Origin of the sequence: Stenotrophomonas sp. BR163 (assembly GCF_047520985.2) — a bacterium.
Taxonomy (GTDB): Bacteria; Pseudomonadota; Gammaproteobacteria; order Xanthomonadales; family Xanthomonadaceae; genus Stenotrophomonas; species Stenotrophomonas sepilia.
In genome coordinates this window covers 12992-24965 of the sequence record NZ_JAXBRE020000011.1, presented here as the reverse complement: position 1 = coordinate 24965, position 11974 = coordinate 12992, and the positions used below count along the sequence as shown (strand labels likewise).

Annotated in this window: 15 protein-coding genes and 1 pseudogene; 11 read left to right on the top strand and 5 right to left on the bottom strand. The window is 65.5% G+C overall.

What is annotated here, in order from left to right:
- The first annotated feature begins 4 nt into the window (after window positions 1-4).
- Window positions 5-433, top strand: a complete 429-nt coding sequence (locus ACM0PY_RS11075) for a BLUF domain-containing protein (RefSeq protein ID WP_005416573.1) — start codon at window positions 5-7, stop codon at window positions 431-433.
- Between the two features lie 15 nt (window positions 434-448).
- On the opposite strand, the gene ACM0PY_RS11070 is transcribed toward ACM0PY_RS11075, so the two are convergent.
- Entirely contained in the window at window positions 449-826 is a 378-nt protein-coding gene (locus tag ACM0PY_RS11070) for a response regulator (RefSeq protein WP_134970172.1), read from the bottom strand.
- A 205-nt stretch (window positions 827-1031) separates the two neighbouring features.
- Here ACM0PY_RS11070 and ACM0PY_RS11065 point away from each other — a divergent pair, with 205 nt between their 5' ends.
- The 5 genes and pseudogenes from ACM0PY_RS11065 to ACM0PY_RS11045 all read left to right on the top strand — a co-directional run bounded on the left by ACM0PY_RS11065 (window position 1032) and on the right by ACM0PY_RS11045 (window position 3700).
- The gene (locus ACM0PY_RS11065) at window positions 1032-1373 is read left to right on the top strand and encodes a hypothetical protein (RefSeq protein WP_080376901.1); all 342 of its coding nucleotides are present in this window, start codon (window positions 1032-1034) and stop codon (window positions 1371-1373) included.
- Window positions 1374-1428: 55 nt separating this feature from the next.
- A pseudogene (locus tag ACM0PY_RS11060) lies at window positions 1429-1560 on the top strand (DUF892 family protein); the annotation flags it as partial.
- 181 nt (window positions 1561-1741) lie between these two features.
- Window positions 1742-2209 (top strand): BLUF domain-containing protein, encoded by a 468-nt coding sequence (locus ACM0PY_RS11055; protein ID WP_134970173.1) that lies wholly within the window; start codon window positions 1742-1744, stop codon window positions 2207-2209.
- Complete coding sequence (locus tag ACM0PY_RS11050; protein WP_134970174.1) at window positions 2206-2973, top strand: DUF72 domain-containing protein; 768 nt, start codon at window positions 2206-2208, stop codon at window positions 2971-2973. The genes ACM0PY_RS11055 and ACM0PY_RS11050 overlap by 4 nt, the downstream gene beginning before the upstream one ends.
- Entirely contained in the window at window positions 2966-3700 is a 735-nt protein-coding gene (locus tag ACM0PY_RS11045; RefSeq protein WP_180884369.1) for a DNA-formamidopyrimidine glycosylase family protein, read from the top strand. Before ACM0PY_RS11050 ends, ACM0PY_RS11045 begins: the two co-directional genes overlap by 8 nt.
- A gap of 39 nt (window positions 3701-3739) precedes the next feature.
- Here ACM0PY_RS11045 and ACM0PY_RS11040 read toward each other — a convergent pair whose 3' ends face one another.
- The gene (locus tag ACM0PY_RS11040; protein ID WP_005416567.1) at window positions 3740-4237 is read right to left on the bottom strand and encodes a YciE/YciF ferroxidase family protein; all 498 of its coding nucleotides are present in this window, start codon (window positions 4235-4237) and stop codon (window positions 3740-3742) included.
- 506 nt (window positions 4238-4743) lie between these two features.
- On the opposite strand from ACM0PY_RS11040, the gene ACM0PY_RS11035 reads away from it, so the two are divergent.
- Window positions 4744-7386 (top strand): excinuclease ABC subunit UvrA, encoded by a 2643-nt coding sequence (locus ACM0PY_RS11035; protein WP_180884371.1) that lies wholly within the window; start codon window positions 4744-4746, stop codon window positions 7384-7386.
- 35 nt (window positions 7387-7421) lie between these two features.
- Here the strand turns inward: ACM0PY_RS11035 and ACM0PY_RS11030 are convergent, their stop codons facing one another.
- On the bottom strand, window positions 7422-7670 hold the full coding sequence (locus ACM0PY_RS11030; RefSeq protein WP_235646762.1) for a hypothetical protein: 249 nt from the start codon (window positions 7668-7670) through the stop codon (window positions 7422-7424).
- Between the two features lie 187 nt (window positions 7671-7857).
- Between ACM0PY_RS11030 and ACM0PY_RS11025 the strand changes: the two genes are divergently transcribed.
- The 3 genes from ACM0PY_RS11025 to ACM0PY_RS11015 all read left to right on the top strand — a co-directional run bounded on the left by ACM0PY_RS11025 (window position 7858) and on the right by ACM0PY_RS11015 (window position 8964).
- Window positions 7858-8073 (top strand): hypothetical protein, encoded by a 216-nt coding sequence (locus tag ACM0PY_RS11025; protein WP_072167045.1) that lies wholly within the window; start codon window positions 7858-7860, stop codon window positions 8071-8073.
- Window positions 8074-8131: 58 nt separating this feature from the next.
- Window positions 8132-8401 (top strand): hypothetical protein, encoded by a 270-nt coding sequence (locus ACM0PY_RS11020; protein ID WP_005416562.1) that lies wholly within the window; start codon window positions 8132-8134, stop codon window positions 8399-8401.
- A gap of 263 nt (window positions 8402-8664) precedes the next feature.
- A complete protein-coding gene (locus tag ACM0PY_RS11015) occupies window positions 8665-8964 on the top strand; it encodes a hypothetical protein (RefSeq protein WP_061478250.1) in 300 nt (99 codons plus the stop codon).
- 43 nt (window positions 8965-9007) lie between these two features.
- On the opposite strand, the gene ACM0PY_RS11010 is transcribed toward ACM0PY_RS11015, so the two are convergent.
- Together ACM0PY_RS11010 and ACM0PY_RS11005 are read right to left on the bottom strand one after the other, a co-directional pair.
- Complete coding sequence (locus ACM0PY_RS11010; RefSeq protein WP_134970177.1) at window positions 9008-9319, bottom strand: hypothetical protein; 312 nt, start codon at window positions 9317-9319, stop codon at window positions 9008-9010.
- A 237-nt stretch (window positions 9320-9556) separates the two neighbouring features.
- A complete protein-coding gene (locus ACM0PY_RS11005; RefSeq protein WP_180884373.1) occupies window positions 9557-10510 on the bottom strand; it encodes an alpha/beta fold hydrolase in 954 nt (317 codons plus the stop codon).
- A 481-nt stretch (window positions 10511-10991) separates the two neighbouring features.
- Between ACM0PY_RS11005 and ACM0PY_RS11000 the strand changes: the two genes are divergently transcribed.
- Window positions 10992-11912 (top strand): MBL fold metallo-hydrolase, encoded by a 921-nt coding sequence (locus tag ACM0PY_RS11000; RefSeq protein ID WP_180884375.1) that lies wholly within the window; start codon window positions 10992-10994, stop codon window positions 11910-11912.
- Window positions 11913-11974 lie beyond the last annotated feature (62 nt).

The following is an 11974-nucleotide window of genomic DNA, read 5'->3' as shown; positions in this document are numbered from 1 at the left end:
GCCGATGCCGAACAGCGCGATTGTCTACGCCAGCCGGGCTGCCCCCGGGTTCACGCCGGAACGCCTGGCTGCACTGATGGAAGATGCGGCCCGCTTCAATCGATCAGCGGGCGTGACCGGGGTCCTGTTGTTTGACGGGCAGCGCTTCCTGCAATACATGGAAGGCCCCGCCGACGGGCTGGATGTTGCCTTCTCCCGCGTAAGCGGCGCCCGCAGCCACACCGAACTGACCGAACTCGGGCGTGGCCGTGTCGGGCAGCGGCGGTTGCCGTTCTGGCCGATGCGCTGCCTGTCGGTCAGCGCGGGCGAGCTGCAGAGGATCGCCCTTGCTGACTGGAGCCGTTTCATCCAGCGGGCGGTAACGAGCCAGGACGAAGCCGAAGCGATGGAGAAGCTGCTTGCAGTCGTTGAGCCCTACGCGAACGCCGCTTGAAGTGCGGGACGGGTGCTAGCATGTTGTGCAGCTGATCACACGCCGCACAGTGTCCTGCAACTGATCGATGTGGAATGGCTTGGTCACGAAGGCGGCGCGGCGGTGGCGCTGTGGCACCAGCTGGTCATAGACCGCAGAGACGAAAAGAAAGGGGATGCCAAGTTCCGCCAGGCGATCAGCGACTGGAAATACCACGCCGTCTCGAAGCTCGACGTCCAGCACGGCGCCGTCGAACCGCTGGGTATCCAGCAGTCCCAGCGCGTCGAACACGCTGTACGCGTGCGTCACCTGGTCGCCGGCGCCCTCAAGTGCATGTTCCATCAGTGCTGCCAGGTCGAGCTGGTCTTCCACCAGCAGCAAGTTGCATCTGCGCTGGCTCATTCCGGATTGCATGTGTGCAGCCTGTATTGCTTCGGGAGTGCCAGTCTGTGCTGTGCAGCATCAATATGGTGCGTGCGGGTTGTCAGCCCGGCGCGAAGCCCGTGAAGCGCGCCTCCAGCACCGTCGAGGCAGCGTGCAGGGCCGGATGGAGCTCGTTGACGGCGCCTTGGCACGTGGCATGGATACTGCCGCCGTCCCCCGCATTGGAGCGTCTCTCATGCCGCTATCCGGAACCGATTCTGCTTCTCCACGCGTGCTGCGTGTCGAGTGCATGCCGCTGGACTGCGGTGGCACTGCCATCGTAGTGGAACTGGACCGCATGCCTGAGCGCACGTGGATGAAGTCGCTCAAGCGAGCCCTGCAGGCCGACGATCTCCTTGAGGGCGCGCACGCCAAGTTCGATGGGCGCTTCGTGTATGTCGTGGGCGTGGAAGGCGGCGCTCATCGTATGCAACACCGTGTGGTACAGGCACTGGTGGCGACGGACGCTCCGCGCGCGTCGGGTGGCAGTCTGCAAGGTCGAGCCGGCGGCGCGGCCCTGTCCAGCCCGATGCCCTGATCGCGGACCGGGGCCAGCCTGCAGTCCGTGCATGTTATCGCTGCATCAGGGCGGCGTGCAGCGCACACCTCGGGCGGTTCACACCTCCCGACGAGGCGGTCGCCTGCTGAAGTGGCTGCGGGATGCCTACGCCATGGAACAGGAAGCGGAGACCATGATGAAGGCCTTGGCTTCGCGGATCGAGAACACCGAGAACACCGCGTACCGGGCGCGCCGGACATTGCGGCGGTCTGCGGCTTGTGCCCGATCAGCGCGTCAAGCCTACGCGGCATGGACGCGCCGCAACTCGACGCAGCCTCCACACCGGACTCACCGCGCGTACGACCGGTATCGCTAAGGTAGAGCGGTCTGCAACCATCGGTGGTGCCATGCCTCTTCGTGCGATTGCCTATGTGAGTGAAGCCTCCCGCAACCTGACCGCAGCGCGGCTGCGGCAGCTTGTGGCCGAAGCGGTGCAGTTCAACGAATCCGTCGATGTCACCGGCACGTTGCTGTTCGACGGCTCACGCTTCCTGCAGTATCTGGAAGGCCCGGAGGCCGGGATCAATGCGGCGTACACGCGCATTCTCGCGGCCGGCAGCCACAGTGGGATCGTCGAGCTGAACCGGGGCAAGGTGGGACGTCGACAGTTTCCGCACTGGCGGATGCGCAGCGTGCGGGTGGATGAGCTCGCGCTGGGAAAGATCGCCATCTCCGACTGGACCGGCTTCGTGCGCAGCGCGTCGGCGCTCGACGCGGGAAAAAGCGCACTGGATCGTCTGCTGTCGGTCTCGCAGTTGCAGACGGATGCAGGTGCGGGAGAGCCCCTGGAACCGTACGAGCAGTCGGTGCGATGAAGGTGGCGGCCGCCCCGCGTGCATCCGCCCCACTGCGTGTTGGCTGTGCGGGCTGGTCGCTGCCGCGGGCGGATGAGGAAGCGTTCGGCGCGGGCGACAGCCTGCTGCAGCGTTATGCCACACGCCTGCCGATGGTAGAGATCAACTCGTCCTTCTATCGACCGCACCAGCCCAGGACTTACGCGCGATGGGCCGCGAGCGTGCCGGAGGGCTTCCGGTTCGCGGTGAAACTGCCGCGCGAGATCAGCCATGAGCGTCGGCTGCGCGATGCAATGCGGCCGCTCGAACAGTTCCTTGAAGGCGTGCTGGCGCTGGGTGGAACGCTCGGTCCATTGCTGCTGCAGTTGCCGCCCAGCCTGGTGTACGACACGATCACGGCCGAAACCTTCCTGCGGGGCCTGCGCGCCCGCACGCGGGCCGATCTGGCGTGCGAGCCGCGCCACCCGAGTTGGTTCACGCCGGAGGTCGATGCGCTGTTGAGTGCGCATGGCGTTGCACGGGTTGCCGCGGATCCGGCACGGGTGCCGGCGGCAGCGATTCCCGGCGGTGACCGCACGTGGAGCTACTGGCGCTGGCACGGCCAACCGCAGATCTATCGCAGCGCGTACAGTGAACAGGCCTTGGCCGGGCTCGCGGAACGGCTGCGGCGCGAATCCGACGTGCAACGACCCGCCTGGTTCGTACTGGACAATACCGCACTCGGCCACGCCACCCGCAACGCCCTGCGCCTGCAGGCGCTCCTGTCGGAGAACGCACATGCCTGAAGGCCCTTCCATCGTGCTGTTGCGCGAAGGCGCAAGCCATTTCAAGGGGCGCGTGGTCCGCACCGTGTCCGGTAACAGCCGCGTCGACTTGTCACCGCTGCAGGGCCGCAGGGTCAAGGCGGTCCTCAGTTGGGGCAAGCACTTCCTGCTGGAATTCAGCCGCCACACGCTGCGCATCCACCTGATGATGTTCGGCAGCTGGCGCATCGACGAACGGAAGCCAGCCCCGGCGCGGGTAACGCTGGTGTTCGACAACGGGGAGCTGAATTTCTATGCCTGTTCCGTGCGCCTGATCGACACGCCTCTGGACGACATCTACGACTGGCGTACGGACGTGATGAACGATGCGTGGGATCCAAAGCTGGCCCGGCGCAAGCTGAAGGCCCTGCCGGACGTGATGGTCTGTGACGCGCTTCTGGACCAGACCGTCTTCGCCGGCGTGGGCAACATCATCAAGAACGAGGTGCTGTTCCGGATAGGCGTGCATCCCGCCTCCCGGCTGGGCGACCTGCCGCCACGAAGGCTTACCGCCTTGATCGAGCAGGCTCGCGCCTACAGCTTCGATTTCCTGGAGTGGAAGCGCCGCTTCGAGCTGAAGAAGCATTGGCAGGTGCACACGAAAAAGGTCTGTCCCCTGTGTGGTGGCCCGATCAGCAAGCTCTATCTGGGGACGACGCGGCGACGCACGTTCTTCTGCCCGAATGATCAGGTGCTGTACGGGCCCTGAGGCGGCCATCCGTGGCCGCCGGGTTCCGGCGTGCGCCGGTCAGGCGGCCTGCGCGGCCTTGGCGTTGCCGCCGCCCTTGGCCAGCAGGGTCAGCTTTTCGTCGGTGGCCTTCTCTTCCTCCAGCGTCTCCAGCAGCAGCGGAAGGGCATCCTTGTAGCCCAGCTGCTTGGCCAGCGCGGCGATGGTGCCGTAGGACGCAATCTCGTAATGCTCGACCTTCTGCGCGCCGCCGATCAGGGCCGCATCCCGCACCGGTCCCTTGTCGATGCTGTCGATCACTTCCTTGCCTTCTTCCACCAGGCCCTCCATCGCCGCACACTTGATGCGCTTCAGGCGAATGCCGAGCACCTCCACCACCTGATCGATGCGTTCGATCTGGCCCTGCGTTTCTTCCAGGTGTGTTTCGAACGCTGCGGCCAGGTCCGGGTTCTCGGCCGCACGGGCCAGGCGCGGGAGGGCCTTGGTCAGCTGCTTCTCGGCACTGTAGATATCCGAGAGTTCGTGGATGAACAGGTCTTCCGCAGTCTTGATAGCCATACTGGGCTCCGTAGTGAGTGGAGTGCCCAGCGTAGGTCCTGCCCGGTTGCGATCGGGCAGGGGCCAGGTGAAGGCGGCATGTGAGCGCCCGCAGGAATATTGCGCATGGTCTTTACGAGAGTGCGCCCGAACCGCACGGCATGCAGCGGCCTCCTCATCCGTGTGACGGTCCGGCCCCATCAACGGTGGGGGAACGTAATGTCAAACCTTCAGGCAACTCGCATCAACAATCAGCAGGGTGGGAGAGCCCGGCGTTGGCCGGGGCGGCACCAAGCCATCACCTGGCCCACCACCGCCGTCAACAGCAGCATCGCATTGGTCACCGCGAAGACCACGCTGCCCAGCATCGCGCTGTACACCGTGAACAGCGCAGATAAGGCCGTACGAACGGGAGGTGAAGACAACATCCCGCTTCCGGCGCCCTCACGCCATTCACTCCGCAGCGGCGACAATGGCCCCTCGGGCGCACCATGCGCGATCCGCCCACCGAATGCAGGAATGCTGAGATGTCCAACACCCCCTTTGGCGAATCGTCATGTGCTGCCGCAGCCAGCGGCTGCATCGAGGTGCGCGGTGCGCGCGAGCACAACCTGAAGAATGTCGATGTCTCCATTCCACGCAATGCACTGGTGGTGTTCTCCGGCGTGTCGGGGTCCGGCAAGTCCTCGTTGGCCTTCGGCACGGTCTTCGCCGAGGCGCAGCGGCGCTACTTCGAATCCGTCGCGCCGTACGCGCGTCGCCTGATCGACCAGGCCGGCGTGCCCGACGTGGATGCCATCGACGGCCTGCCGCCGGCGGTGGCCTTGCAGCAGCAGCGCGGCGCGAGCAATGCGCGCTCGTCGGTGGGCAGCGTGACCACGCTGTCCAGCCTGGTGCGCATGATGTACTCGCGGGCGGGGGCCTACCCGGCCCACCAGCCCATGCTGTACGCCGAAGACTTCTCGCCCAACACCCCACAGGGTGCCTGCAGCACCTGCCACGGCCTGGGGCACGTCTATGAGGTGACCGAAGCGCTGATGGTGCCGGACCCATCGCTGAGCATCCGCGAGCGCGCCATCGCCTCCTGGCCACCGGCCTGGCATGGCCAGAACCTGCGCGACATCCTGGTCACGCTGGGCTACGACATCGATGTGCCGTGGAAGAAGCTGCCGAAAAAGGACCGGGACTGGATCCTGTTCACCGAGGAAACGCCGACGGTGCCGGTCTATGCCGGCTTCACGCCGGCCGAGACCCGCGTCGCGCTCAAGCGCAAGCTGGAGCCCAGCTACATGGGCACGTACACCGGCGCACGCCGCTACGTGCTGCACACCTTTGCCAACACCCAGAGCGCGCTGATGCGCAAGCGTGTTTCCCGCTACATGGAAGGCCGGCTGTGCCCCGCCTGCCAGGGAAAGCGCCTGAAGCCGGAAGCGCTTTCGGTCACCTTCGCCGGCGTGGACATCGGCGAGTTCATGCGGCTGCCGCTGGACCAGCTGGCGGCCTTGCTCGAGCCCATCGCGCAGGGCGATTTCAGTGCACACAGCCACGGCGCGCGTACCAGCAGGCGTGCAACGCCCCGCGATCGCGCCAAGCGGGCAGCAAGTGGCCGCGCGACCCACGAAGGCGCCCCCGACGTGCGCCTGACCTCAGCCCTGTCAGAGGAGAAGCGCCTGGCGGCACAACGGCTGGCGGGTGGGGTCATGGCGCGGGTACGACAACTTCGCGAGCTCGGCCTGGGCTATCTCTCGCTGGACCGCGCCACGCCCACACTGTCGGCCGGCGAACTGCAGCGCCTGCGCCTGGCTACGCAGCTCAGCTCGTTGCTGTTCGGCGTGCTGTACGTGCTCGACGAACCCTCGGCCGGCCTGCATCCGGCCGACAGCCAAGCGCTGTACGAGGCACTGGAACGGCTGCGCGACGGCGGTAACTCGGTGTTCGTTGTTGAACATGATCTGGAGCTGATGCGCCGCGCGCAGTGGCTGGTGGATGTCGGCCCACAGGCAGGAGAGCATGGCGGACGTGTTCTCTACAGTGGCGAGCCCGATGGCCTGCGCAACGTTCAGGATTCGCGTACGGCGCAGTACCTGTTCGACCGGGTGCCCGCGCCGGCCAGCCGGCAGCGCAGTGCCAACAGCTGGCTGGCGCTGCAAGGCATCCATCGCCACAACCTGCACGGCGTGGATGCGCAGGTGCCGTTGGGGTTGCTGACTGCAGTGACCGGCATTTCCGGATCGGGCAAGTCCAGCCTGATGGCGCAGGCGCTGCCTGAGCTGATGCTGCTGCACCTTGGGCATGAGACAGCAGACGACGGCGCCGACAACGCGCCCACGGATGGACCCACCGTGATCGAAGCCACTCGGGGCCAGCTGGCCGGCGACGTAGACGCCATTCAACGCGTGGTACAGGTAGACCAGAAGCCCATCGGGCGTACGCCACGCTCCAACCTGGCTACCTACACGGGCCTGTTCGACCACGTGCGCAAGCTGTTCGCCGCGACATCCGACGCGCGCCGCCGCCGATTCGACGCGGGCCGCTTTTCGTTCAACGTGGCCAAGGGCCGATGCGAAACCTGCGAAGGCGAGGGCTTCGTCAGCGTCGAACTGCTGTTCATGCCCAGCGTCTATGCACCATGCCCCACCTGCCACGGCGCCCGCTACAACGAAGCCACGCTGAGGGTGCAGTGGAACGGCCGCAACATTGCCGAGGTCCTGCAGATGACGGTGGACCAGGCCCATGCGTTCTTCGCCGAAGAGGAGGCCATCGCCCGCCCGCTGCAGCTGCTGCAGGAGATCGGCCTGGGCTACCTGCGGCTGGGCCAGCCAGCTACCGAACTTTCAGGTGGCGAGGCGCAACGCATCAAGCTGGCCACAGAGTTGCAGCGCAGCCAGCGCGGGCGCACGCTGTACGTGCTGGACGAACCCACCACCGGCCTGCATGCGGCAGACGCGGACAGGCTGCTGATGCAGCTTCAGCGGCTGGTGGACGCAGGCAACACGGTAGTGATGATCGAGCACGACATGCGTTCTGTCGCGCAGGCCGACTGGGTGATCGACGTCGGCCCGGGCGCTGGCGGCGCGGGCGGCACCATCGTGGCGGCTGGGACGCCGCATCAGGTGGCCCACGCCAAGGGCAGCAGGACGGCACCGTTCCTGGCATCCGAGCTGGGGTAGGGTGTGCGCGAGCGGAATCATCCGGCAGGAGGCCCCTAGCCGCAGGACAGCAGCGTCCAGCAACGATCGGCAATCTCTGCCGCGCCAGGGTGGCCGCGCAGGCTTGATCGTTTCGCAAGGCGGCACTGCAGATCGTCCATCCAGGCTGACCGGGTACCGTGCGGATCTCTCACATAGATGTCGCAGGCAAGCCGGATGACCGGCGCCACTTCGTGCCGGAAACTCATCGCGGGCAGCGCACCCAGATTGAAGGCGGTTTCCCAGTGGGCCAGCTCGCGCTCCACGTCGACAACGTGCTTGCTTCTTCCGTGGCTCACGGCGCCTACCCCTGTTCGAAAGCTCACTGTACACGCTCGCCGCCGGGTGCCTGTTCATCACAACCATTCATACAACGCGCTTGCCGGCACGTTCCCGTAACGGCAACGGGCCCACAGTCAATCGGCAGCACACTTGCTGCGACGGAGAATCGAAATGAACAGCGTCCCCGAACAGAACAGGAATGACCGCTCCAACGCTTCCGCTGAAGCAGAACAGCCCGTGCAGCAGGGGCAGGTCGAGGGGGGCGAGCCCAGCGCGGAGGAGCCTGGCCGGCAAGGCGAACAACAGCAGCAGGACAAGAAGGATCGTAGCGACTCGAATCCAACGGACCAAAAGAAAGGCGGTCCCGGCGGTGATACGCGTCGCTGAAGAACAGGAGGAGCCGCGCGCCGCGCGGCTGCTTCCGCGCAGTAGACAGGGAGCGCGCATGTCCTCGCAAAGCCAGGCGATCAGCCTGATGACCAAGATCATGTACCAGTGCCGCCCGGAGAGAACGACGACGATGGCGCAATGCCGTTGCTGCGATGCGCCCAGTCCTGGCGGGATGGAGTGCGCACGATGCCTGACCGGAAGGCTTGGCGAAACGATTCACAATCGTGGAGCAGCGTTCGGCTGGCTGGAGTCGTTCCGCAGGGTCCAGCAGGACGAAGCACACGTATTCGAATGCGCAAAGCGCGCCGATGCGGCATCTTCCTAGGCGTCGCATCCGGACCTGACATCGCGCAGGCGTATGCTCGGGGCATCCAGGAGCAACGCGATGACTTTTCCGATCTGCATCTACGATAGAACGGGCACGGGGCTCCGGCTGCCCGCGGGGTGGTGGATCGACCTTCAGTCCGATCTGCCCGCGCTGGTGAACGGCGCCGCACGCATCGACCTTCCGCGCTCTTCGAAAGACGAGCATCCACGCTTGGATCCAGAGGTCCTGAGGGACCTTTTCCGGCGCATCGGGGGTTCGCAGTGGCTAGGTTGAATCCGGTGCGTTCCCTGGGAGTGCGCTGGCTGTTCTTCCGTCTTCGCAACGGCCAATCCATCAGTCCCGCCAGGTTGATGTCCGTCTGGTCCGAGGCTGCCGAATCCAATGAGTGCGCCGTGCGCCGCGAGATCATCGACGGCGCAGGCTACGTCTATGCCCTGTACGCGCCCAACAGCCTGCTTTCCCCCCGGCGTGTGGAGCTGCGCATGAGAGCGCTGCTGGAGGAGGCGGGCTACGCCTTCACGATGGGTAGCCTGGCAGGGCGTCACCCCGGCGACGGTTGAGGCGCGGCGCTGAGGCGCCGGCCGGACAGTCCATGCGTCGCTCTCATTCGGGGCCATCAGGCTCCAGAGGTTCGTCAGGTGCGGGATCGAAGAGCGCCAGCATCCGTTCCCGCCGGCACTGTTCGAGCCAGTGGTGCCATATCTCCACCTCGTCCATCAGCCCCGTGGCACCGCACGCGGGGCACGTGAGCGTCGTGCCCAATGGACTCGTCTTGATGCCCTCGTCCTGAGTCATTGATGAGCGCAAGCCGCAGCTCTTGCAGGTGGATCGCAACTGCTCGAGGCGAACGATGGCACCGTTGTGCGCAAGAAGGGGCTGGATCGCGTGGATCCGGAAGGCATTGGGAGGATGCATGGCCGTGTCGTCTGGGGCTGGACACGGGAGCAAAGGATTCTGCGCCGGAGAAGAGCCGTGAGAGCGCAGTATGCTTTGTTGGAGGTTAACCCTTCATCAAGGTGCACACCGCGCGCCATGACTGGCTTGAAATCCCACGGCCGCAATCGTGCACTGACGTGGCAGCCGGCGCTCGTCCGGTGCCGGCCCTGCCTTTGGTCAGGAAGGGCTCCGCCATCACGACGGAGCCCCGTACACTCACTTTTCCTGCAGGAACGCCAGCAGATCCTGGTTGACCTTGTCCTTGTGGGTGTCGGTCAGGCCGTGCGGCGCACCCGGGTAGACAATCAGCTTTGCGCCCTTGATCAGCTTTGCCGACTGGCGGCCCGAGATATCGATCGGCACGATCTGATCGTCGTCACCGTGGATCACCAGGGTAGGAACATCGAACTTCTTCAGGTCGGCGCGGAAATCGGTGGCCGAGAACGCGGCGATCGAATCGTAGGTGTTCTTGTGGCCGCCCTGCATGCCCTGCGCCCACCACGCATCGATCAGCCCCTGCGACACCTTCGCGCCCGGGCGGTTGAAGCCATAGAACGGGCCCGACGGAATGTCCTTGTACAGCTGCGCGCGGTTGTCCATCTGTGCCTTGCGGATGCCGTCGAACACTTCGATCGGCAGGCCGTTCGGGTTGTCGGCGGTCTTCAGCATGAACGGCGGCACCGAGCTGATCAGCACGGCCTTCTTCACCCGTCCAGTGCCGTGCCGGCCGATGTAGCGCGCCACTTCGCCGCCACCGGTGGAGAAGCCCACCAGGGTCACATCGTGCAGGTCCAGTGTATTGATCACCGTGGCCAGGTCATCAGCGTAGTGATCCATGTCGTTGCCGTCCCACGGCTGGCTGGAGCGCCCGTGGCCGCGACGGTCATGCGCGATCACGCGGTAGCCATGGTTGGCCAGGAAGATCATCTGCGACTCCCAGCTGTCCGAATTCAACGGCCAGCCATGGCTGAAGGTCACGACCGGGCCGTCCTTCGGGCCCCAGTCCTTGTAGTACAGCTGCACGCCGTCGGCGGTGGTGATGTAGCTGGCGGTACGTGCGATGGCGGTGACCGGAGCCGACTTGGCCGGATCGGCGGCCTGCGCCGACAGGCCGGCCTGGACCGAGAGGGCGAGGGCGGCAACGGCCAGGGTACGGGCGAAGGTGTTCATGCGGGAACTCTCATGGGTGGGTGGTGAGACGTACTTTGCGCCCGCGATCAGGCGCCAGGGATATGACAAGTCCGAATTTCTTGATAGATCGTCCTGCGTGCACGAATCCACAGCAGGGTCGACTGAATGATCGTCCAAAGCTGCCCGACCTGGGCCTGCGCACTACCGAACGAGCCAGAGGCGCTTGCAATGGTGACATTGCAGCCGGTGCCGCATTGCTTCCCGGAACGCAACATGACGTACCCCTTCACGGACCTACCGCACCTGCGGCGTGCTGCCTAGGCTGATCCCACACGGCACCTGCCGTGTTCCGGGCCCATTGCCCGCGCAGTGGCCCGTCTTCCCATGAACTCCGCAGCGCTGGCCTGCCAGGCAACCGTGCCCTGGCAATGTCACGGCCTGCGCCATGGGCAGGCGCCCGGATTCGTTCGCGCCAGCCTTGCATTGCTGCCCGCCCAACGCCTCATCGTGGAGATCCCTCATGTTCAGTATGGAAAACACCGCCGCGCCCATTGCTCCCGCCCTCGATGAACTGGTGCCCTCGCGCTACGCCCTGAAAGTGGGCGACATCGAAGTGCTGGTGATCAGCGATGGCGTCCTTCCGTTGCCCACCCAGATGCTCGGCCACAACGTGCCGGCGGACGACCGTGCCCAATGGTTCGAAGAGATGTACCTGCCCCAGGATGCCTTCGACTGGGCATTGAACGTGATGGTGGTGCACAGCGGTGATCGCGCCATCCTCATCGATGCCGGCCTGGGCATGGACCCGGACCTGCAGCTGCCGCGCGCCGGCCAGCTGATCCGCCGCCTCGGTGCCGCCGGTATCAACCTGAGCGAAATCACCGACGTGGTGATCACCCACATGCACATGGACCACGTCGGCGGCCTGCTGGTTGAAGGGGTAAAGGAACAGCTGCGCCCGGACCTGAAAATCCACGTCGCAGCCGCGGAAGTCGAGTTCTGGAAGTCGCCGGACTTCAGCCGTACCAACATGCCGCAGGGCTTCCCCGATGCGCTGCGCGCCACGGCCAAGCACTTCTGGGCCGAGTACAGCAGCTATGTGCACACCTTCCAGGACGAACAGCAGATCGCACCGGGCGTGACGGCCCGCCGTACCGGTGGGCATACCCCGGGCCACTGCGTGGTGCGCGTGGCGTCTGCGGGGCAGGCCCTGACCTTTGCTGGTGACGCGGTGTTCGCGGTCGGCTTCGACCAACCGAACTGGCACAACGGCTTCGAGCACGACCCGGAGGAATCCGCACGCGTTCGCGTTGCTCTGCTGAAGGAACTGGCCGGCACCGGCGAAATGCTGGTGGCCACGCATCTTCCGTTCCCGTCAGTGGGCCGGGTGTCGCTGGAGGGCGAGACTTTCCGCTGGGTGCCGGTGTTCTGGGACTTCTGATCGGATCCTGCGGATACAGCGCAAGCAGAAGTTTTCGACGGGGCGCATCGGCGCCCCGCTCG

Coding starts and splice junctions, on each gene's coding strand:
- ACM0PY_RS11075 (WP_005416573.1), top strand. CDS start 5: ATGCCGAACAGCGCGATTGTCTACGCCAGCCGGGCTGCCCCCGGGTTC.
- ACM0PY_RS11070 (WP_134970172.1), bottom strand. CDS start 826: ATGCAATCCGGAATGAGCCAGCGCAGATGCAACTTGCTGCTGGTGGAA.
- ACM0PY_RS11065 (WP_080376901.1), top strand. CDS start 1,032: ATGCCGCTATCCGGAACCGATTCTGCTTCTCCACGCGTGCTGCGTGTC.
- ACM0PY_RS11055 (WP_134970173.1), top strand. CDS start 1,742: ATGCCTCTTCGTGCGATTGCCTATGTGAGTGAAGCCTCCCGCAACCTG.
- ACM0PY_RS11050 (WP_134970174.1), top strand. CDS start 2,206: ATGAAGGTGGCGGCCGCCCCGCGTGCATCCGCCCCACTGCGTGTTGGC.
- ACM0PY_RS11045 (WP_180884369.1), top strand. CDS start 2,966: ATGCCTGAAGGCCCTTCCATCGTGCTGTTGCGCGAAGGCGCAAGCCAT.
- ACM0PY_RS11040 (WP_005416567.1), bottom strand. CDS start 4,237: ATGGCTATCAAGACTGCGGAAGACCTGTTCATCCACGAACTCTCGGAT.
- ACM0PY_RS11035 (WP_180884371.1), top strand. CDS start 4,744: ATGTCCAACACCCCCTTTGGCGAATCGTCATGTGCTGCCGCAGCCAGC.
- ACM0PY_RS11025 (WP_072167045.1), top strand. CDS start 7,858: ATGAACAGCGTCCCCGAACAGAACAGGAATGACCGCTCCAACGCTTCC.
- ACM0PY_RS11020 (WP_005416562.1), top strand. CDS start 8,132: ATGTCCTCGCAAAGCCAGGCGATCAGCCTGATGACCAAGATCATGTAC.
- ACM0PY_RS11010 (WP_134970177.1), bottom strand. CDS start 9,319: ATGCATCCTCCCAATGCCTTCCGGATCCACGCGATCCAGCCCCTTCTT.
- ACM0PY_RS11005 (WP_180884373.1), bottom strand. CDS start 10,510: ATGAACACCTTCGCCCGTACCCTGGCCGTTGCCGCCCTCGCCCTCTCG.
- ACM0PY_RS11000 (WP_180884375.1), top strand. CDS start 10,992: ATGTTCAGTATGGAAAACACCGCCGCGCCCATTGCTCCCGCCCTCGAT.